The organism is uncultured Pseudoalteromonas sp., from assembly GCF_963922945.1.
Lineage (GTDB): Bacteria > Pseudomonadota > Gammaproteobacteria > Enterobacterales > Alteromonadaceae > Pseudoalteromonas.
Map to the genome: position 1 here is coordinate 37,164 of NZ_CAWUKC010000007.1, position 21,991 is coordinate 59,154.

Here is a 21,991-nt window from a genome sequence, read left to right on the forward strand (position 1 = left end):
TTTTAATTAAATGCAGGCACATATTGCTTATTACTTGCCATTAAAGCAGAATTAGCTAATGTATACAGGTTAGACCAGTTAACGGGGCACAGGATGTTAGAACAACAATTACAATTAAAACACACACAATTACGAAACCGCTTAGTTATGGGCTCAATGCATACTGGGCTAGAAGAGGGCTGGCATAACCGCAAAAGGTTAAGTGCTTTTTACGAAGCGCGTGCTAAAGGTGGTACTGCTATGATCATCACTGGGGGATACAGCCCTAATCTGCGCGGTAAATTAACGCCTATTTCTTCATCCTTTAATAGCTATTACGATGTATTTAAACACCGAGCTTATACAGAGGCTGTTCATAAACATGGTGGAAAAATATGCTTGCAGCTTTTACATGCTGGTCGCTATGCTTATCATCCATTTAACCAAGCTCCTAGTGCGATCCAAGCGCCTATCAATCCATACAAACCTAAGCAAATGTCAATAAGTTCGATTAAAAAAACGATAAAAGATTTTGCACACTCTGCCTATATGGCCGAAAAAGCAGGTTATGACGGCGTTGAAGTAATGGGCTCAGAAGGTTATTTAATTAATGAATTTATGGCGCCTCACACTAATAAACGTGATGACGAATTTGGTGGTAGCCTAGAAAATAGAATGCGTTTAGCGCTTGAAATAGTTAAAGCCGTTAGAGCCAAAGTCTCTGAAACATTTTTAATCATTTTTAGATTATCGGTTATGGATCTTATCCCTAATGGCTCAACTCCTGATGAAGTAATTGTTCAGGCAAAAGCACTTGAACAAGCGGGCGTTGATATTTTTAACACAGGTATTGGCTGGCATGAAGCACGTGTGCCAACCATTGCGAGTATGGTGCCACCTGGTGCATTTAAAGAAGCATCAAAACGATTGAAGTCAGTGGTGAATGTGCCTGTAATCGCTGTAAATCGAATTAATACACCTGATATAGCTAACCAAATTCTTAATGATAATGAAGCCGATTTGATTTCAATGGCCCGCCCTTTATTGGCCGACCCAGAGTTTTTTAACAAATACCAAAATCAGCAATCTAAGCAAATAAATATCTGTATTGGCTGTAACCAGGGTTGTTTAGATCATGTATTTAAAAATAAGCGTGCAACTTGTTTGGTTAACCCGCAAGCGGCATTTGAGCTTGACTATCCGTTAGATAAAGCCTCTAAAGCTAAAAATGTATTAGTTGTTGGTGCGGGCCCTGCAGGTCTTTCAACAAGCTGTTATTTGGCTAAAAAAGGTCATGCAGTCACGCTTATTGATCAAAAAAACCAAATGGGTGGTCAGTTTAATTTAGCTATGCAAATACCTGGTAAAGAGGACTTTAATTACACACTTAACTACTTTATCAATGAACTTGAAAGGCTAAAGGTAAATGTAGAGCTTGGTAAAGCCTATGATGATTCTATGCTACAAAAATACGATGACATCGTATTTGCTACAGGTGTTCGTCCTCGTGAAGCATCAATTGAATGCAGTGATGATAAACGTGTATTTGCCTACGATGAAGTAATACGTGGGGAGGTAGAGCTGGGTAAGTCAATCGCTATTTTGGGTGCCGGCGGTATTGGCTTTGATATGGTTGCGTTTTTAAGTGAGCATAAGTCGCAAACGATTGCTGAATTTAAACAACAATGGGGTATTGAATGCGACGCGCAGCCACATAAAGACGAGCGACAGTTATATATGCTAAAACGCAGTGCAGGGCGTTTTGGCAGTGGACTTGGAAAAACAACAGGATGGATACATCGTCAAGTTGCTAAACAACACGGTGTAAAACAAATTGCTGATTGTCAGTACCATAGTTTTGATAAAAACGGCCTTACAATTACTGTTGCGGGTGAAAAACAAGTATTACCTGTAGATACGGTTATTGCCTGTATAGGCCAGGTTTCAAATAACGAAGTGCTTGAGCCACATCGCGAAAATGCAAAGGTACATGTTATTGGTGGTGCAAAGTTAGCAGCTGCAATTGACGCAAAACGTGCTATTTTTGAGGCGCTTCAAGTAGCAAGAACAATATAATATGTTAACGAGATGAAATAATTTACAGCGCTGCTTGGTCTAATATCTATAGTTGATAACTTCACATACAGACAAAGCAGGGCACACATGAATAAATTAATTCGTTTATATAATAAAATTATGGGTAATCTATCGTACGCCGATGGGTTACCCGCGTTACTCTTTCGCTTAATTTTAGCCCCTGTCATGATCATCGCAGGCTATAATAAACTTGCCTTAAGTGGAGAGCCCGATGATTTTTTTAGTTATTTCCTCGCTGATGCAAGTGTGGTGCAGTGGTTTGGCAATAGTGAATGGGGTTTAGGCTTACCTTTTCCAGATTTACTGGCTTTTTTAGCAGGGTGGAGTGAGTTTTTAGGTGGCTGGTTTTTATTATTTGGCCTGTTTACTCGTTTAGTCAGTATACCGCTTATGTTTACTATGGTGGTGGCAGCAACAACCGTGCACTGGCATAATGGATGGTTTGCTATTGCACCAACAAACCCTGATACAAGTGCAGCCCAAGTACTTGATTGGTTATCTATTCCTGGTGCAAAAGAAAGCCTCGAAAACTCACTTGAAGTGCAAGAGCGTATAGGAAAAATCCGCGACTTAGTTGAAGAACATGGATTTCCTGATTACTTATACGAAACAGGCAAACCATCAATCTTAAACAATGGCATTGAGTTTTCGGCTATTTATTTTGCAATGCTCCTTAGCTTATTTTTTGCAGGTGGCGGCCGGTATGTCAGTATTGATTATTGGCTAAGACGCGCAGTAGTGAAAGAGTAGCGAGTAAATTGGTTTTAAAAGAACGTATAAAATTTTTTATACGTTCTTTTTTGTAATGTGTGTTAAACGCAGCGTGCCTTCCTCAAATGTAAACAATAGTATATAAATAATGGTTAACGCAGTAAGGCACTGTAATACACCAGAATAACCATGATTTAAAAAATTGATAATAAAAGCAGTGTTTATTTTTTAAAGTCATAAATGGTACTCTAACGTTTTAATTAAGAGAGTACGCTATGGATGCTATTGAGCTTTTATTAACACGCCAATCAGATGCTAAATTAACCGCCCCAGGACCAAATTCTGAGCAACTCGATATTATTAAACAAGCTGCATTGCGTGTGCCTGATCATGGGTGTATTGCTCCATGGCAATTTATCGTAGTAGAAGATGAAGCCCGCGAAAAGCTCGGGGATATTTATTACCAAAGTGCAGTGGCAGAACAACAAGAAGAAAAGGTAATTAAACGCGCAAAAGCGCTACCGCTGCGTGCACCGATGGTGATTATTGCGATTGCTAAGTATCAAGAGCACCCTAAGGTTCCCCGTATCGAACAAGTTCAAAGTGCCGGTTGTAGTGTACTTGCCATGCAGCAAGCTGCGTTTGCCCAAGGTTTAGGTGGTGTATGGCGAACGGGGTATTTTGCGCAAAGCCCAACTGTTAAAAGTGCCTTAAACTTAGATGAGCAAGATGAGATTGTTGGGTATTTATATTTAGGCACCCCTGAGAATGACTGTAAAAAATCTGCAAAGCATAAACCTGAAGATTATTTCACCTGTTTGTAATAAATAGTGAACCTATTTGGTTTAATACAGTCATATAGCATTAAGGTTGCTGCTGTTAGGCTCATCCTTTTTTGATTTAGCTGCGAGAAGTGCACGGAAGCAATATTGGTAAACTTTTTCTTCTTCAGTTTGTTTTTTAATCGGTTGTTTTTTGTTAATGTATGGAAAGTCTTAATAAAAATAACGATAAAGAAGACGAAAACGATGGGAAATTTATTTTTACAAGAAAAAGAGAATTGGCTTGCTTGGTCTATTTGGGGAGTGGTAGGTGCATTTGTTACATTGTATGTTGCAATGAGCACTAATACATCTCATTTTATAGCAGGCTCTGCTATGGGCATGCTTGCTTTATTAACATGGTGGATGCAACAGTCCAAGCGATTTGACTTCGGCCGTGCGTTTAAAGTTTGTTTTTATGTATTACTACTTAGTGTATTACCTGCATTTTTATTTGTAGTTGTACCAAGTGATGACTTAAACCGTTTTGATCTAATATTTCAAAGCGTCACATTTTTAGCGTTGAGCTTATTGCTGTGTTTAATATGTTCTTGGATTGCACGTAGGCCTAAGCAGTATTATTAACATATAAAAATAAGTATTTTTGCTACTATTTTGAACAAAATGCTTTTTTTAGTTAATTATTTGCATTTTACTCTTTACAACGAACTCATTACCCCCTATTATTCGCGCCGTACGGAGAGATGGCAGAGTGGTCGAATGCACCGGTCTTGAAAACCGGCATAGGTTTGTAGCCTATCTAGGGTTCAAATCCCTATCTCTCCACCATTATTTAAAAAAAACCGCCTTATGGGCGGTTTTTTGCTATCTGGAGCTTAGTAAATGTCAAAACAAGCAAATCTGAATACATCACAGCGTTTAATTAAACATGTTTTATTGTGGGTTGTATTTGGCTATTGTTATCAAAGTGCGATTAATTTGCTAATAAAAATGGCAGCTGACGCACAGCCCGAATCAATGCTGATTACTGCGTTTATGTATGGTATTGGGTTTAACTTTTTAACGGCACACCTTATTACTAAATATGATACATATTGGCCTGTTTTAGGGTCAGCTTTTATTGGCGTAGTTGGCTTAGTATGTCTGCCATTGATATTGTTTGGTAGTGCGGGTTTAATCGCTTGGCCATTGCTTGTTGGATTTTTATTCAGTTTGCCTCTTTGTAGCTACCTAGTAGGTAAAATTAAGGCAAAACACACCTAAAACTTGCCCCAAACCGCTTTTATTTTATGTTAGCATGTACGCGTCTTTTAACTAACAAAACGTGAAAAACACATTATGTCAGATAATTTTACTACAGATGCTGAAAAAGCAAGTTACGGTATTGGTTTACAAATGGGTGAGCAACTTAAGTCTAACCCCTTTGAAGGCCTAAACTTAAATTCAGTATTTGAAGGCATGAAAGATGCGTACGCTGGTAGCGCTTTTCAAGTAGAGATCCCTGAAATTCAGGCTGCATTTGAAAAAATTAATGCTGAGATCCAAGCGCGTCGTGAAGAAGAAGCAAAAGTACTTTCTGCTGAAGGTATTGCTTTCTTAGAAGAAAACGCTAAGCGCCCTGAAATCACAGTAACAGAGTCTGGTTTACAATACGAAGTATTAGCAACCGGCGAAGGCGAAAAGCCAACTGCTGAGTCTACAGTACGTGTAGATTACCACGGTACACTAATCAACGGTACAGTATTTGATAGCTCTTACGAGCGCGGTCAACCAGCTGAGTTCCCAGTGGGTGGCGTGATCAAAGGTTGGACTGAAGCGTTACAAATGATGCCTGTAGGCACTAAATGGCGTATTTACGTTCCTCATGAGCTTGCTTATGGAGAACGTGGTGCAGGTGCTGCAATTGCACCTTTCTCAACGCTTGTATTTGACGTTGAATTACACGAAATCCTTTCTTAATTTAATTAAGTTAGTATTTTTAAAGCCGTGGTTTTAACTGCGGCTTTTTTGTACCAGTAGCTTTAATAGTCAGTAATTATATTTATTCTAAATGCTAATATTACCCAATCATTTTGTTGCGCTAGCCGTATTCCTACCTGTGTTAAAAAAACACTCAAATAGCAAAACTGCATAGTAAATTTTTTGCCTAACTATCAACACATTTTTCAACCTTAAAATTGAGCTCTTAATTAATTGGGTTGGGGTTAATTATTTTTGCAGATTGTGGACAAATAACATCGCTAATCAATTGGTATAAAAAAACCGCATATAAATGCGGTTTTTAAATTCAACATAACTATATGTCTATAACTATTAAAAGTAACCTCTAATACCAAAACGGAAGTTTCTACCTGGTAGTGGGGCTTTATCTTTTATAAAAGAGCTGTGAACAAAGCCAAGCTCATCAGTGATATTATCTACATTTAAATAGAGCTGTGTATCTATAGCACCTAGACTTAGTTGATAGTTAGCTTGCGCATCGACAATTGTGTAACTATCTGTTTTGGTTTCAAATGCACTTATATTATCTTGCTCGAAGTAATGGGTACCTGTTAACGTCAGTTGCAAATCACCTACGTTATATTGTAATTCTGAGCCTAATTTATTAGCAGGTATACGTGGTAGATCACCTTCGCTATCTTTTAACTTAGCGCGTGTTGAATCACCAAATACTTTAACCATAGCATTAGGGTCAATTTGATAGTGTACATCAAATTCTACACCGTAGAGTTCAGCATCTTTACTGGCAAACTGATATACGGCAACTGCATCATCATGTGCACCAATCGCTGATTCTAAGCCGTCTTCTTCATCGTAAACCAAGCCAGTGTTTTGTTGATAATAAAAGTTTTTAATATCGTTGTAGAAAAAGTTAACTGTGTAGCCAAAGTTACCGCTAAAACGCCTAAAGCTTAAATCTAAATTGGTTGATTTTTCTTGCTTGATGTCTTCTGGCTCAAAGTGAACCTCGTTATCTTCGATATGATAGCCAAGGCCTAGCTCGTAAGTTCCTGTAGCAATGTGTAATCCGTTTGATAAAAGCTCAGCAGAGAGGGGCGCACGCTCTGAGTGCGATAAGCTAAGTGCTACGCTTTGCCCTGGTGTGTATTGCCAAATCGCACCAGCTGAGGCACTGACGTTAGTAAAGCTTTCACTGTATGCAATGCTTTCTTCTTCGCCTTCATCATGATCTTCCTCTTCTTCATCATGGCTGTGGTCGTGCTCTGTTTCAGTAATTGTGCTTGTTATTTCGTAATCTTCAATACGCGCACCAAGCTCTAACGTTACATCTCCAAACTCACGTTCTTCAAGTAGATATAACGCATGTGTAGTGGTTACACTTGCAGGGGTAAAGGCTTCTTCACCAATGGCGTCGTAATCGGACTCACTATAATGATAGCCAACCATACCATGCCATTGTGCTAGCTTATGTTCTACATTTAAGCGTGCTTCGGTTGTTTCGTTTTTAAAAGTAGTGCCGATTTCACCGTCTTCAATCTCACTGTGTTGGTAATCTGTGTAGCCAACTCGCAGATTTATGCTTTCAATCCAGTTATCATCGAGCGCATAACTTATCAGGCCTTGCCAACGATCCTGTTCAAGGCGTGCATAAACAGACTCTTCTTCATCAGCATGTTCTTCGTGCTCTTCCTCTGTTTCACCTTCATGCTCATGCTCATGGTGCTCATGCCCAGGGATACCGTAATCGGTTTCAATGCTACCGTAAGAAAAGCCAACTGTTAAATGATCGCCCACATAACTAGTACCTACATTAAATGTGTCGCTGTCAATAAAGGTGTTTTCTACCGTGTTTTGGCTTACAACTTCACCATCTTCATCCATTGTGCTAAAGGTAGGTGTTTCATAGTCGTCGCCACTGCGCTTAGTACCATCAAAGTGAAAGTTAAAACCGTTATTACCGGTTTCTAATTTAGCTGCTACCGTATTTGAGTTTGATACCGTGTCGTGGCTGTATTCACCAGCACCTGTTAAAGTGCCAATATTATTGGTAGGGATTCGGTTATCAACCACATTGACCACACCACCAATAGCACCTGAGCCGTAAAGTAGCGTGCTTGGTCCGCGCAATACTTCTATTTGTTCTGCTGCTAAGCTGTCACTTGATGTTGCATGATCAGGGCCAATACGTGATGCGTCACTTGCATCTAAACCATTTTGTGTAATTTTAACGCGAGGGCCATCTAAACCACGGATAATAGGGCTTGAGGAAACCGGACCAAAATAGCTGGCATTTACACCGGGCAAACCTTTAAGCGTTTCGCCAAGCGTTGGTTTCGATTTGTTTTTAAGCTCATCATCGGATAAAACACTGACTGGCGAAATCATCTCTAAGCTATTTTTATGAAGTGCAGAAGCATAGACAACCACGGTTTCAACTGAGGTAGGGGTAAGAGAAACAGTGACATAGTTTGAGTCTTCGTTTACAGCAATACGAGAGTCTATAAAATTATCTTTGCTGATGTGTAATTGACTTGGTGAGTCCACATTAATCGAAAATTCGCCTTGTGCATTGGTTTTTACCGCTTGGGTTTTACCATGTATATGTACAGCTGCGTTTGCAATAGGTTGGGCTTTGTTATCTGTAATTTTACCGGTAACGGTTGCAGCCAATACCGAATGAGAACATAAAACAGAAAAAACAGCCGAAGAAATTAAGGTAAGTTTGGTCATATATTTTTTAATCGTGGTTATAATGCTTTGATATAATATAACAGCGCGATATTGACTTATCAATAATGTTATACTATATCTTAAAACTTTTCGTTGAATAAACGTCTAACCGCGACAAGCCGATCTAATACGACTCATACGGACCTAAATTAATTCTGTTGGCATTATTTATAACTTTAAAAAGGGAAACTTTTCCAAAGGTTTTAATCGGGCATTATCTACTGCTCAAAGCGCATTATTTGCTCAATTGTTGAATAGGTGCTTGGTGGTGGCATGCTGTATAGTGATGCCTTTTAATGAGAAAACATGGCTTTTATTGTATTATAACGCCTTAATTTTACATATATTTAAGGTAGTTCACGTTATGAACACAAAGATATTTAAAGCGGTACATAATTTAGCCGAGCAGCTTATGGATGCGGCGAACAGGAACGATCGTAAACGGTTTGAATTGTTGTTCTCTAGGCTTAAAGCTATTTGTGAAGAAAACGAGCATACCTCGAAAGATCATCCTGTGCAGTGGGAAACCTTAGCTGACTTTACCGAAGAACTTGAAGAGGCTATTACCATGTATGAAAAAGCGCTACAAAAGTCGGTTGCAATCAATAATAACGATCATATGTCGTCGATTGCTTATTCAATGGCAACGCTACAAATAGAGTTAGGTAAAAAAGATGAGGCTATTAATAACCTTAAAAGTGCCAAGATAAGTGCCAATAAAATTGAGGATAAAGCGCTGAAAGCGGAAATACATGAGCTGCTCGAGTCACTTATTGCAGAAGGTTAAAATTTAAACTTATAATAAGTGAAGTTTGGAAAAGGATATGCTAAACAAAATAGAGCACTGGATTGATAAAACAAACACATATTATAAATCACGTAGTGTATGTAGCAGTCAATTTAAAAACGAGTTTCCTGGCTTTATCCTTTGGGTTTTTAAAATCAGGCGTTTTACGTTGTAGTTGATAAAACCCCAAAGCTAGACTTTTATGAGTTGTATTTTATGGCATTAAGCGATTTTATTGATATGGATGTATAACTTATAAAAACACTTATTGTGCTCTGGCGCATATGCAAGATAATCTCCGCGTTCATTTTCATGAATTAGTTAACGTAGCACAGTGAGCTGAGTTTGACTCAATTGCATTTATGCAGCGGTACTTGAGTGAAATTTAGCAGGTTGGTTATCATAATTCACCACTTGAGCTTATGTATTATGGACTCGGTGCGCATTTTACCCATGCGGGGAGGGAATTAACATCCCAAAGTATGTCGCTAATTCACCTAATAAAACAGTTTTAAAAGGACTTTATATGTTTCGCTCTTATCTAATTACCTTTACGTTTATCTCTTTCTCAGGTGCGGCTAATACATTTGAGGAAGACATAAGCGCTGCCCTGGTTGAAAGAACAACGCACTCTATTACTTATAATGGTGCATATTATTCTATTGGCTACCCCGGTGGTGATGTACCCAGTAATATAGGGGTCTGTACCGATGTTATTATCAGAAGCTACAGAAAGTTAGGTGTGGATTTACAAAAACGTGTACACGAAGACATGCAAGCACACTTTAGCCAATACCCGTCAAAGCGTATATGGGGTTTATCAAAACCTGATAAAAATATAGACCACCGACGTGTGCCTAATTTACAAGTGTACTTTAAAAGGCATGGCGCTGTTTTAGCAAAATCTACCAACCCTGATGATTATCAAGTTGGAGATATAGTCACTTGGATGTTACCTGGTAATTTACCACATATTGGTATGGTCGTAAGCGAAAGCACAAAAGAAGGGAATAACCCATTAATAGTTCACAATATTGGTCGAGGACCTGAAAAAAGCGATATGTTGTTTCATTATCCGATCACCGGACATTACCGTTATTCAAAGGAGCATTTTAGTACTGCTAATTAACAGGTATTTATTTTAAATTTATACTAATATGCCCATTTGGTTTACAGCAACACAGCAGGATCTCACCTTCACGCACAAACGCTAAAGGCTCTTCGTTATAGTGCACTTGACCAGAGACTAGCGTCGCTCTACACGCGCCACAATAACCTTCGCGGCATTGATACGCTACGTCTATTTTTTGGTTTTCTAAGCAATGTAAAACAGAAGGGCAGCCAGTGCTAAATTCTATACACTGGCTGTTATCTGCAAGCGTTATGCTTGCAGTAGATTTGTCAGTCATTATAGGTCAAAGTCACCAAATTCTGATGCATCAACTTGCGAGTCAATTTGGCCTACAAGGTATGAGCTAATTTCAGCTTCTTGTGGCGCAACTTGGACGTTGTCAGACACAAGCCAAGAATTGATCCAAGGGATTGGGTTGCTGTTGTTTTCAAACTGTGCAGGAAGACCAACGGCAGTCATACGTGCATTAGTAATGTATTCAACGTACTGGCATAAAATATGTTTGTTTAAGCCGATCATTGAGCCATCTTTAAACAAGTATTCAGCCCATTCTTTTTCTTGCTCTGCAGCCTCGACAAACATTTTAATTGCTTCATCGCGGCACTGCGCAGCAACAATTGCCATTTCAGGGTCATCTTTGCCGTCTTGCATAATGTTTAAAATGTGCTGCGTACCAGAGAGGTGAAGTGCTTCATCACGAGCGATTAGCTTGATGATTTTAGCATTACCTTCCATTAATTCACGCTCTGCAAAAGCAAAAGAGCAGGCAAAGCTTACGTAAAAACGAATAGCTTCAAGAATATTTACCGACATCATGGCAAGGTAGAGTTTCTTTTTAAGCTCAAACAGATTGATAACAACGGTTTGGCCATTAATCTCGTGTTTGCCTTCGCCATACAGATTATATAGCGTCACGCTATTAATTAAATCATCATAATAAGTGGTGACCGCATCAGCACGTTCGCTGATTTTTTCATTACTTACAATGTCATCAAAAATAAGTTCTGGCGATTGCGTTACATTACGAATAATGTGAGTGTAAGAGCGACTATGGATAGTTTCGCTAAATGCCCAGGTTTCTATCCATGTTTCTAACTCAGGAATAGATACTATTGGCAGTAGGGCAACATTTGGTGAGCGCCCCTGTACACTATCAAGTAGTGTTTGATATTTTAAATTACTTAAAAATATGTGCTTTTCGTGCTCTGGCAATGCTTGAAAGTCTAAACGGTCTTTACTTACGTCTACCTCTTCTGGACGCCAAAAAAAAGAAAGTTGCTTTTCAATCAATTTTTCAAAAATAGGGTATTTTTGTTGATCGTAACGCGAAACATTAACTGTTTGCCCAAAAAACATAGGCTCTTGCATTTGATCATTATGGTTACGGCTAAAAGTAGTATAAGACATGTCTATCACTCAAAAAACTATCACTAAAACTATCAGGACAAAGCGGGCAAAGTGCCCGCTTTAAATGTAACTATTAAATTTTACACGCGCCGCCTGCACAATCGTCATCTTCCACTTCAGGAGTGTCGTCTTGTGCATCTGATGCGCCATCGCGGGTGTTATGGTAATAAAGCGTTTTAACACCAAGCTTGTAAGCACTTAGTAGATCTTTTAGTAAGATCTTCATAGGTACTTTACCGCCTTCGTATTTGTTTGGATCATAATTTGTATTGGCCGAAATAGTTTGGTCAATAAACTTTTGCATTATACCCACTAGCTGTAAGTAACCATCGTTTGATGGGATATCCCACAACAACTCGTAGTTATCTTTTAAGCGTTCGTACTCAGGCACAACTTGCTTTAATATACCGTCTTTACTTGCTTTAACACTAATGTGACCACGTGGTGGCTCAATACCATTTGTTGCGTTAGAGATTTGCGACGATGTTTCTGAAGGCATTAACGCGCTCAATGTCGAGTTACGCATGCCATGCTCTTTAATGCTGGCACGTAATGAATCCCAATCAAGGTGCAGCGGCTCATCACAAATTTTATCTAAGTCACGTTTATACGTATCTGTAGGCATAATACCCTGTGAGTACGTCGTTTCATTAAACTTAGGACACGCGCCACGCTCTTTTGCCAGCTCGTTAGATGCCTTCATTAAGTAGTATTGGATTGCTTCAAACGTTTTATGAGTCAGTGCATTAGCGCTGCCATCTGAGTAACGCTTACCATTTTTCGCTAGGTAGTAAGCGTAGTTAATTACGCCTATACCTAACGTACGACGCCCCATAGTTGCATTTTTTGCAGCCGGTACAGGGTAGTCTTGGAAATCAAGCAAGTTATCAAGTGCTCGCACTGCAAGCTCTGCCAGCTCTTCAAGTTCATCAAGTGATTCAATAGCACCTAAGTTAAATGCAGAGAGTGTACAAAGTGCAATTTCGCCTTCTTCATCGTTAACGTTATTTAGCGGTTTAGTTGGCAATGCAATCTCTAAACATAAGTTAGATTGGCGAATTGGTGCGACTTTAGAGATAAACGGGCTGTGTGTATTACAGTGGTCCACATTTTGTAAATAAATACGACCCGTGCTTGCACGCTCTTGTGCAAACATAGAAAACAGCTCAATCGCTTTAATACGTTTTTTACGAATAGACTCATCTTGCTCGTATTTTGTGTACAACGCGTCAAATTCGTCTTGGTCTTCAAAAAAGGCATCGTATAGCCCTGGCACATCTGATGGGCTAAATAACGTAATGTAGTCATCTTTAATTAAACGAGAGTACATTAGTTTATTAAACTGTACGCCGTAATCTAAGTGACGAACACGGTTATCTTCTACACCACGGTTGTTTTTAAGTACCAGTAGGTTTTCTACTTCTAAGTGCCAAAGCGGGTAGAATAGTGTTGCAGCACCACCACGCACACCACCTTGCGAACAACTTTTAACTGCTGTTTGAAAGTGCTTGTAAAAAGGAATACACCCTGTGTGGTAGGCTTCGCCATTACGGATGTGGCTACCTAGCGCGCGAATACGCCCAGCGTTAATACCAATACCAGCACGTTGTGAAACGTACTTAACAATAGCAGATGAGGTGGCGTTAATTGAATCAAGGCTGTCGCCACACTCAATTAGCACACATGAGCTAAATTGACGCGTAGGGGTACGTACACCCGACATGATTGGTGTAGGCAAAGAAATTTTAAACGTTGATACCGCATCGTAAAAACGCTTGATGTAATCGGTACGTGTTTCGCGTGGGTAATCAGAGAATAAGCTCGCAGCCACTAAAATATATAGAAATTGCGCACTTTCGTAGATCTCACCCGTTACACGGTTTTGAACCAAGTATTTGCCTTCAAGCTGTTTTACTGCTGCATAGCTAAAGTTTAGATCGCGCGAGTGATCTAGGTATGCATCAAGCTCGTCTAATTCTTGCTCTGTGTAATCAGTGAGTAAATGTGCGTCGTAGCGTTTATCTGCCACCATTTTTGTAACATGATCGAATAAACGCGGCGGCTCAAACTGACCATACGCTTTTTTACGTAAGTGAAATACAGCTAAGCGCGCAGCTAAATACTGGTAGTCAGGCGACTCTTTTGAAATTTGATCGGCTGCTGCTTTAATGATGGTTTCGTGAATATCTTTTGTACGAATACCATCGTAAAACTGAATGTGCGACTTTAATTCAACTTGTGAAACCGATACGTTGTTTAAACCTTCGGCGGCCCATTCAATAACGCGATGGATCTTATCAAGATCTAAAGGCTCTTTGCGCCCATCACGCTTGCTTACAGATAACTGTTGGTTCATAGCTTTGCCTGTATTCCTTGGGAATTGTGTATTTTGACCAATGTTTTATACCTCGCTTAAGCAAGGTACGTACTCATTTATTATAAGTTTTACCGTGTTGGTAAATTTAATTGAATAACATTTGGCCACAATATCTGGTGTTGTTCAATTTAGAGATCACAAGATAGTGTGGTCAGAGCTGATTTGCAAGGGACATAATTGCCCCTATTTGTGGATAACTTTGGGATAACGCATTTGTGTTAGTAGTCACTCACCTTTGAACAATCATTTAAGTTGAAATAGGTAAAAATCAACTAACGATCAGTTAAATTTACGTATTTTGAAAATAAATTTCGACTGCTTTTTTTATCATCAAGCGTTGCATAAAAACTAACATGATCACAACATATAGTGCCCATTAATTTTTTAGGCACTATATATGGTTAAAGGCATCGATTGGACTTGCCCAATTAAAATTAGCTTCCCAGCTCTTAGCCTCATCAATACTTGGTATATAGCCCCAAAGTGCAGTAGCGGTTTGCATACCCGCAGCTTTACCTGCTTGTATATCTCGATGAGCATCACCTATGTATAAACAACGTGTGGGATCGATTCCCATCTGTGTTGCACAGTGAAGCAAGGGTAAGGGCGAGGGTTTAGCTTCGCTAAGTGTATCGCCGCTGACCACGACCTGTGCATTTTTTAAAGCAGGTAAAGCGGCCACTAAAGGGTCGGTTAAAAACCCTGGCTTATTGGTCATTATGCCCCATTTTATGCCTTGATTATCAAGTGCTATGAGTAGTGACTCAATACCTTTAAAACAGCGTGTGTGTGTAGCAATATTTTGACTGTAATACTCTATTAATTGTTTTATTCGCTCAGTTTTTGGCTGTGTAGCCCAGTGCGATTTAAAGCCGAGTTCGAGTAATGCGCCGGCACCGTCAGAGGCAACTTTTCGATATGCTTCAGGGGCAACGGGTGTCATACCTTCGCTTATCAGTACTGCATTTAACGCAGCACCTAGATCGTCTGCTGTGTCAAGCAAAGTGCCATCTAAGTCGAATAAAAAAGCATCGTACTCAAAAGGAGTTAAGGGGATATGAGAGCTAGCCATTACGCTAACTTCTCAAAGTGAAGAATATAATTCACACTCACATCTGTATTGAGTGAATATTGTTTAGAAAGCGGATTGTAACCAAGGCCAGCACTCGCACGTACCTTTAATCCTGCTTGTTCAGCCCATGCAATAAGTTGTGCAGGTTTTATAAATTTGTTGTGATCGTGCGTACCCTCTGGCACCATTTTTAATAGCTTCTCAGCCCCTACAATAGCGAATAAATAGGCTTTAGGTGTTTTATTAAGTGTTGAAAAAAACACATCAGCCCCAGGTTTAGCAAGCTCTGCTACTGCGTGGATGATAGAAGCAGGATCCGGTACGTGCTCAAGCATCTCCATGCAAGTTATTACATCAAAGCGAGCAGGGTGCTGTTGGGCAAACTCCTCAGCAGGCACTTTTATGTAATCAACATTTACACCTGTTTCTAAACTGTGTAGCTTTGCCACTGTCAGCGGCTCTTGCCCCATATCGATACCGGTTACGTGAGCGCCCATACGTGCCATACTCTCACTGAGTATACCGCCGCCACAACCTACATCGAGCGTTTCTTTTTCAAAAAGTCCTTGGGTTTTATTAGCCACAAAGTCTAATCGTAATGGGTTAATTTCGTGAAGAGATTTAAATTCTCCGTCTTGATCCCACCATCGCTCTGCAATGGCTTCGAACTTTGCTATTTCTGCGTTATCTACATTTTGATGTTCGGTCATAAAATACTTCCTCGTCAATCTGAGGCCATTATATAGGCCTAAATTGATAAATCGCAAAGTTTTGCGCCTGTAAATTTAAATTAATTGTGATAGCATGGACACTTAGAAATAATAACAATTACTCTTGACGCCTAATACTGGGTTGCAAAGAGCTAATACTGAAGGAATGTGATATCAAATGACTGATCTCGCCAATGAAATTCTGCCAGTCAATATTGAAGACGAGTTAAAAAACTCCTACCTTGATTACGCAATGAGCGTCATTGTAGGACGTGCATTACCAGACGTACGTGATGGTTTAAAACCTGTTCACCGCCGCGTTTTGTTTGCAATGAACGAGCTTAGTAATGACTGGAATAAGCCTTACAAAAAATCGGCCCGTGTGGTCGGTGACGTTATTGGTAAATACCACCCACACGGCGACAGTGCAGTTTATGACACAATAGTTCGTATGGCACAGCCATTCTCACTACGTTATATGCTTGTAGACGGCCAAGGTAACTTCGGCTCGGTTGATGGTGATTCAGCAGCGGCAATGCGTTATACAGAAGTACGTATGGCAAAAATGTCGCATGAGTTATTAGCCGATCTTGAAAAAGAAACGGTTGATTTTGTACCTAACTACGATGGTACCGAGCAAATTCCTGACGTTTTACCAACCAAAATTCCTAATTTATTGGTCAATGGTTCATCGGGTATTGCAGTGGGTATGGCAACAAATATCCCACCACATAACTTAACCGAAGTGGTAAATGGGTGTTTAGCGCTTATTCAAAATCCTGATTTATCGATTCACGAATTGATGGATTACATACCTGGTCCTGATTTCCCTACCGCTGCGATTATCAACGGTAAAAAAGGCATCGAAGATGCCTATTTAACAGGCCGTGGTAAAGTGTATATGCGTGCACGTGCCGACATCGAAACTGATGAAAAAACGGGTCGCGAAACCATTGTTGTGCACGAAATTCCTTATCAAGTTAATAAAGCTCGCTTAATTGAAAAAATAGCTGAGCTGGTTAAAGATAAGAAAATTGAAGGCATTAGCGCACTACGTGATGAATCTGATAAAGACGGTATGCGTATCGTTATTGAGATTAAACGTGGTGATGTAGGTGAAGTGATTTTAAACAACCTATATGCACAAACTCAGTTACAAACTGTGTTTGGTATGAATATGGTTGCATTAATTAATAACCAACCTAAGTGTTTCAACTTAAAAGAAATGCTTGAAGAGTTTATTATTCACCGCCGTGAAGTAGTTACACGCCGTACTGTATTTGATTTACGCAAAGCACGTGACCGAGCACATACTCTTGAAGGCTTAGCGATTGCGCTTGCTAATATTGACCCAATAATTGAGCTTATTCGTAAATCGCCAACCCCAGCTGAGGCTAAAGTTGCTTTAACGGCACGTCCTTGGGAGCTAGGTAATGTAAAAGCTATGCTTGAAAAAGCAGGCGAAGACAACGTAGCTCGTCCAGATTGGCTTGATAGTGAGTTAGGTATTCGCGATGGTCAGTACTATATTTCTGAGCAACAAGCACAAGCAATTCTTGATTTACGTCTACACAAGCTAACTGGGCTTGAGCATGAAAAAATCCTAGCAGAGTATCAATCACTGTTAGATTTAATTGCTGAGCTATTACACATTCTGGCAAGCCCTGAGCGTTTAATGGAAGTTATTCGTGATGAGTTAGTTGAAATCAAAGAGCAGTATGGTGATGAGCGCCGTACCGAAATTAATGCAGCTGCTCACGACATTAGCCTTGAAGATTTAATTAACGAAGAAAACGTGGTTGTGACTCTGTCGCACGAAGGGTACGTTAAGTATCAGGCATTGTCTGATTACGAGGCGCAGCGTCGTGGTGGTAAAGGTAAGTCAGCAACGAAGATGAAAGATGAGGATTTCATTGAACGTCTTTTAGTTGCGAATACCCACGATACCATTTTATGTTTCTCTACTGCGGGTCGGTTGTACTGGCTTAAAGTATACCAGTTACCACTGGCTAGTCGCGCTGCACGCGGTAAGCCAATTGTTAACTTACTGCCACTTGAAGATGATGAGCGCATTACAGCTATTCTACCTGTACGCGAGTACGAAGAAGATAAGTACATCTTTATGGCAACTGCATTTGGTACCGTGAAGAAAACACCACTAACGGCATACAGCCGCCAACGCGCAAGCGGTATTATTGCTGTAAACCTTAACGAAGGCGATAGCCTAATTGGGGTTGATATTACCGATGGTAGCAACGAAATTATGTTGTTTACTGATGCAGGTAAAGTAGTACGCTTTAAAGAAGCAGAAGAGTCAGCTGTTGTTGATGAAGACGGCAACCCAGTCCTTGACGAAGAAGGCAACCCTGAAATTCGTTTCAAAGGTGTTCGCCCTATGGGTCGTACTGCTACCGGTGTTCGTGGTATTAAGATGGCCGACGACCAACGCGTAGTATCGTTGATCGTACCTAAGTCAGATGGCGCAATCTTAACGGTTACGGAAAATGGCTTTGGTAAACGTACTCAACTTGAAGATTACCCATCTAAGAGCCGTGCAACACAAGGTGTTGTATCAATTAAGGTGAGTGAACGTAACGGTGCAGTTGTCGGCGCTGTACAAGTTGACGACAACGATGAAATAATGATTATTTCTAATCGTGGTACGCTAGTACGTACCCGCGTTAACGAAGTATCGACGGTTGGACGTAACACCCAAGGTGTTATTTTGATCAGAACTATTGACGAAGAGCAAGTAGTTGGTTTACAACGTATCGAAGAGATTGAAGTTACAGACAGTGACTTAGTTGATATTGAAGGCGTTGAAACGGTTGATACAGTAAATGAAGAAGCAAAGGATGATAATCCACCTTCTGAATAACTGAAATTGAAAAAGCGGCTAAGGCCGCTTTTTTTAATCATGTTGAAAAAAATTAATAATTCTTTTTTGTTTACCAAAAAAGATAAATTACTGGAATGAGGCAAAGGTAATGAGTAAATATAATTTTTGTGCGGGGCCAGCTATGCTTCCGCAAGCTGTTATGCAAAAAGCACAAAAAGAATTTTTAGACTGGCAAGATTTAGGCGTTTCTGTGATGGAGATAAGCCACCGTAGTAAAGATTTTTTAGCACTTACTGCAAAATGTGAAGCAAGTCTTCGCCGCTTAATGAATATTAATGATGAATTTGAAGTGTTATTTATGCACGGTGGGGGGCGTGGTCAATTTAGTGCAGTGCCTTTAAATTTACATCAAAATGGTAAAAAAGCGGTTTACTGCGAAAACGGCGTTTGGTCTAAAAGTGCAACTAGTGAAGCCAACAAATTTACTCAAACCCATGCAGTTGATGTTAGAAATGATGCTGAAGGCCTATTCTCGATAAAAGAAGTAGCACAATGGGATTTACCAGCTGATGCTTCTTATATTCATTACTGCCCAAATGAAACGGTAGACGGGTTAGAAATTTTTGATGTACCTAGCCACCCAACAGCACCTATTATTGCTGATATGTCGTCGACTATTTTGTCGCGTGAAATTGACATAAATAAGTTTGATTTAATATATGCCGGTGCACAAAAAAATATAGGTCCTTCAGGTATTGCTATTGTTATTGTGCGAAAAACATTACTTGAGCGTGAAGGGTTAGCTAAACCTGGCATTTTAGATTACGCGCTTGAAGCGAAACAAGGGAGCATGTTTAATACACCGCCTACTTTTGCGTGGTACCTAGCAGCCGAAGTATTTGAATGGTTAGAGCAAAACGGTGGCGTTAAAGCAATGGAAGAGCAAAACATTGCTAAGGCGAAGCTGCTTTATGATTTTATTGATGAATCGCCTTTTTATACTAATAAAGTCGCAACGCATTGCCGCTCTCGTATGAATGTACCATTTTGGCTAAATGATGAAAGCTTAAACGAAAAGTTTGTAACGCAATCTAAAGAGGCCGGTTTACTTGCACTTGAAGGGCACAGACTAGTGGGTGGTATGCGTGCCAGCATTTATAACGCTATGCCACTGGAAGGTGTGCAAGCATTGGTTGATTTTATGGCGGCATTTGCTAAGGAGCACAGCTAATGGAACAACTTCGTTTAGAGCCAATTTCTCGCGTGAATGGTAGTGTTACTCTTCCTGGGTCTAAAAGCCTATCAAATCGTATTCTGTTATTAGCTGCGCTTGCTCAAGGGACTACCGTTGTAGAAAACTTGTTAGATAGCGATGATATTCGCCATATGCTAGGTGCATTAAAATTATTAGGTGTTAACGTAGCGCTTAATGATGATCGTACTGTGGCAACCGTTGAAGGGGTTGGCGGCGTATTTAAAACACCAAGTGAGCCATTATTTTTAGGAAATGCGGGCACTGCATATCGCCCTCTAACTGCGGTACTTGCTGCAATATCTGGCGAATATGAATTAATTGGCGAGCCGCGTATGGAAGAGCGCCCAATAGGGCACTTAGTCGATGCATTACAAGCGCTTGGCGGCGATATTACCTATACAAAGCACAAAGATTACCCACCACTAAAAATCATTGGCGGGCAAATTAGCGGCGGTACAGTTGAAATTGATGGCAGTATTTCGAGTCAATTTTTAACTGCATTGCTAATGGCTGCTCCTTTATTTAGCGGTGATACGCAAATTAGCATTAAGGGGACTTTGGTCTCTAAGCCTTACATAGATATAACACTCGATGTCATGGCACGTTTTGGAGTGACTGTTGAGCACAGCGATTACACAACGTTTAACGTCAAAGGCGGCCAACAGTATCAATCACTTGAACGTATTATGGTTGAGGGTGATGCATCGTCTGCGTCTTATTTTGTTGCAGCAGCGGCGATTGCCGGTGGCGAGATTGAAATTAAAGGTGTTGGAGCAAAATCGGTTCAAGGTGATATTGGTTTTGCTAAGGTAATGGAGCAAGTAGGTGCACAAATTGACTGGTATGACGAGCGTTTGGTTGTACGTAAAGGCGAATTAAACGGCGTAGACATAGATGCTAATGCGATTCCGGATGCAGCAATGACACTGGCTACAGTCGCTTTATTTGCTAAAGGGCCAACAGCTATTCGTAATATCTATAACTGGCGAGTAAAAGAAACCGACCGCCTATACGCAATGGCAACGGAGCTTCGTAAAGTCGGTGCTGAAGTAGTCGAGGGTGAAGATTTTATTGAAATTACTCCACCGTCGGCATTTAATGATGTGGCGATTGATACCTATGACGACCACCGTATTGCTATGTGTTTTGCGATGGTCGCAGTAGGTGGAAAACCTATTACAATCAACGATCCTAAGTGTACTTACAAAACTTTTCCAACTTATTTCAAGGTTTTAGCATCAGTTAGTGAATAGCTTTTTTATAAATAATCATAAAAAGTTACATACTAAAGCGGATCTATTTGCAGAAGTGACGTATAATATCGCGGTTTTATTTAGGTGTGCATTGCAGGAGGTACTAAATGCAGGCGTTATTAATGCCCGTAATCACCGTTGATGGCCCAAGTGGTTCAGGTAAAGGAACTGTTTGTCGCTTGTTAGCCGATAAATTGGGGTGGGATGTATTGGATAGCGGCGCAATTTACCGTGTATTATCCCTTGCCGCACTTCATCACCAAATAGCATTAGACAATGAAGAAGCGCTTGTCCCGCTTGCTGCAAATTTAGATGTGCAGTTTTTGGTTGATAGCCAAACTAATGCAGGGAAAGTTATTTTAGAAGGCGAGGATGTAACCTCGACAATTCGCAACGAAGAGGTTGGCGCTGCAGCATCTAAGGTGGCTGCATTACCGCGTGTTCGTGAAGCGTTACTTAGACGCCAACGTGCGTTTAAAACCGAGCGAGGCTTAATTGCCGACGGCCGAGATATGGGCACCGTGGTTTTTCAAGACGCGCCATTAAAAATATATTTAACCGCCAGTGCACAAGAGCGTGCACGCAGGCGTTATGTTGAGTTGAATGAGCGCGGCCTTGATGTTACACTAAGTGGTCTATTACAGGACATTCAAGCTCGTGATGAGCGCGATATGAATCGCACCGTTGCGCCGCTTGTTCCTGCTGAAGACGCAATTGAAATAGACACAAGCGAGCTTAATGCTCAGCAAGTGTTTGATAAAGTTATAACTTTAGTTGATATTGCCATTTCAGAAGGTAAGCTTCCTAAACGAAGCTAAACACATTTTACGCACCAGCAGGATGCCAGTGCTATTTTAACAACCCCATGCAGCATGGTTGCTTATTGGTATTAATATAT

18 protein-coding genes and 1 tRNA gene are annotated in these 21,991 nt (G+C 40.3%); 13 read left to right on the plus strand and 6 right to left on the minus strand.

What is annotated here, in order from left to right; all coding sequences use genetic code 11:
• Positions 1-93 precede the first annotated feature (93 nt).
• The 7 genes from AABI99_RS02855 (at position 94) to AABI99_RS02885 (ending at position 5,528) form a co-directional block, all read left to right on the plus strand.
• Positions 94-2,055 (plus strand): NADPH-dependent 2,4-dienoyl-CoA reductase, encoded by a 1,962-nt coding sequence (locus AABI99_RS02855; protein ID WP_338363162.1) that lies wholly within the window; start codon positions 94-96, stop codon positions 2,053-2,055.
• Between the two features lie 87 nt (positions 2,056-2,142).
• Positions 2,143-2,826 (plus strand): DoxX family protein, encoded by a 684-nt coding sequence (locus tag AABI99_RS02860; RefSeq protein WP_338363163.1) that lies wholly within the window; start codon positions 2,143-2,145, stop codon positions 2,824-2,826.
• A 236-nt stretch (positions 2,827-3,062) separates the two neighbouring features.
• Positions 3,063-3,611 (plus strand): NAD(P)H nitroreductase, encoded by a 549-nt coding sequence (locus tag AABI99_RS02865; RefSeq protein WP_338363164.1) that lies wholly within the window; start codon positions 3,063-3,065, stop codon positions 3,609-3,611.
• A 204-nt stretch (positions 3,612-3,815) separates the two neighbouring features.
• On the plus strand, positions 3,816-4,193 hold the full coding sequence (locus AABI99_RS02870; RefSeq protein WP_338363165.1) for a hypothetical protein: 378 nt from the start codon (positions 3,816-3,818) through the stop codon (positions 4,191-4,193).
• A gap of 113 nt (positions 4,194-4,306) precedes the next feature.
• Positions 4,307-4,397, plus strand: a tRNA-Ser gene (locus AABI99_RS02875).
• A gap of 54 nt (positions 4,398-4,451) precedes the next feature.
• Positions 4,452-4,832, plus strand: coding sequence for a hypothetical protein (locus AABI99_RS02880; RefSeq protein WP_338363166.1), 381 nt, complete (start codon positions 4,452-4,454; stop codon positions 4,830-4,832).
• 75 nt (positions 4,833-4,907) lie between these two features.
• Positions 4,908-5,528 (plus strand): FKBP-type peptidyl-prolyl cis-trans isomerase, encoded by a 621-nt coding sequence (locus tag AABI99_RS02885; protein ID WP_338363167.1) that lies wholly within the window; start codon positions 4,908-4,910, stop codon positions 5,526-5,528.
• A gap of 354 nt (positions 5,529-5,882) precedes the next feature.
• Here the strand turns inward: AABI99_RS02885 and AABI99_RS02890 are convergent, their stop codons facing one another.
• Positions 5,883-8,261: a TonB-dependent receptor gene (locus AABI99_RS02890; RefSeq protein WP_338363168.1), complete on the minus strand. Its 2,379-nt coding sequence runs from the start codon at positions 8,259-8,261 to the stop codon at positions 5,883-5,885.
• Between the two features lie 364 nt (positions 8,262-8,625).
• Here AABI99_RS02890 and AABI99_RS02895 point away from each other — a divergent pair, with 364 nt between their 5' ends.
• Positions 8,626-9,048: a tetratricopeptide repeat protein gene (locus AABI99_RS02895; protein ID WP_338363169.1), complete on the plus strand. Its 423-nt coding sequence runs from the start codon at positions 8,626-8,628 to the stop codon at positions 9,046-9,048.
• A 526-nt stretch (positions 9,049-9,574) separates the two neighbouring features.
• On the plus strand, positions 9,575-10,177 hold the full coding sequence (locus AABI99_RS02900) for a DUF1287 domain-containing protein (RefSeq protein WP_338363170.1): 603 nt from the start codon (positions 9,575-9,577) through the stop codon (positions 10,175-10,177).
• A gap of 7 nt (positions 10,178-10,184) precedes the next feature.
• Here AABI99_RS02900 and yfaE read toward each other — a convergent pair whose 3' ends face one another.
• The 5 genes from yfaE to ubiG all read right to left on the minus strand — a co-directional run bounded on the left by yfaE (position 10,185) and on the right by ubiG (position 15,746).
• A complete protein-coding gene (gene yfaE / locus AABI99_RS02905; RefSeq protein WP_338363171.1) occupies positions 10,185-10,457 on the minus strand; it encodes a class I ribonucleotide reductase maintenance protein YfaE in 273 nt (90 codons plus the stop codon).
• The gene (gene nrdB / locus AABI99_RS02910; protein WP_338363172.1) at positions 10,457-11,587 is read right to left on the minus strand and encodes a class Ia ribonucleoside-diphosphate reductase subunit beta; all 1,131 of its coding nucleotides are present in this window, start codon (positions 11,585-11,587) and stop codon (positions 10,457-10,459) included. The genes yfaE and nrdB overlap by 1 nt, the downstream gene beginning before the upstream one ends.
• 73 nt (positions 11,588-11,660) lie before the next feature.
• The gene (gene nrdA / locus AABI99_RS02915; protein WP_338363173.1) at positions 11,661-13,943 is read right to left on the minus strand and encodes a class 1a ribonucleoside-diphosphate reductase subunit alpha; all 2,283 of its coding nucleotides are present in this window, start codon (positions 13,941-13,943) and stop codon (positions 11,661-11,663) included.
• A 412-nt stretch (positions 13,944-14,355) separates the two neighbouring features.
• Positions 14,356-15,036 (minus strand): HAD-IA family hydrolase, encoded by a 681-nt coding sequence (locus AABI99_RS02920; protein WP_338363174.1) that lies wholly within the window; start codon positions 15,034-15,036, stop codon positions 14,356-14,358.
• Positions 15,036-15,746, minus strand: a complete 711-nt coding sequence (gene ubiG / locus AABI99_RS02925) for a bifunctional 2-polyprenyl-6-hydroxyphenol methylase/3-demethylubiquinol 3-O-methyltransferase UbiG (protein WP_338363175.1) — start codon at positions 15,744-15,746, stop codon at positions 15,036-15,038. The genes AABI99_RS02920 and ubiG overlap by 1 nt, the downstream gene beginning before the upstream one ends.
• Before the next feature lie 178 nt (positions 15,747-15,924).
• On the opposite strand from ubiG, the gene gyrA reads away from it, so the two are divergent.
• From gyrA to cmk, 4 genes are all read left to right on the plus strand, one after another.
• The gene (gene gyrA, locus AABI99_RS02930; protein WP_338363176.1) at positions 15,925-18,624 is read left to right on the plus strand and encodes a DNA topoisomerase (ATP-hydrolyzing) subunit A; all 2,700 of its coding nucleotides are present in this window, start codon (positions 15,925-15,927) and stop codon (positions 18,622-18,624) included.
• Between the two features lie 109 nt (positions 18,625-18,733).
• Positions 18,734-19,816 (plus strand): 3-phosphoserine/phosphohydroxythreonine transaminase, encoded by a 1,083-nt coding sequence (gene serC, locus AABI99_RS02935; RefSeq protein ID WP_338363177.1) that lies wholly within the window; start codon positions 18,734-18,736, stop codon positions 19,814-19,816.
• Positions 19,816-21,093: a 3-phosphoshikimate 1-carboxyvinyltransferase gene (gene aroA / locus AABI99_RS02940; RefSeq protein ID WP_338363178.1), complete on the plus strand. Its 1,278-nt coding sequence runs from the start codon at positions 19,816-19,818 to the stop codon at positions 21,091-21,093. The genes serC and aroA overlap by 1 nt, the downstream gene beginning before the upstream one ends.
• Before the next feature lie 107 nt (positions 21,094-21,200).
• Complete coding sequence (gene cmk / locus AABI99_RS02945; protein WP_338363179.1) at positions 21,201-21,911, plus strand: (d)CMP kinase; 711 nt, start codon at positions 21,201-21,203, stop codon at positions 21,909-21,911.
• Positions 21,912-21,991 lie beyond the last annotated feature (80 nt).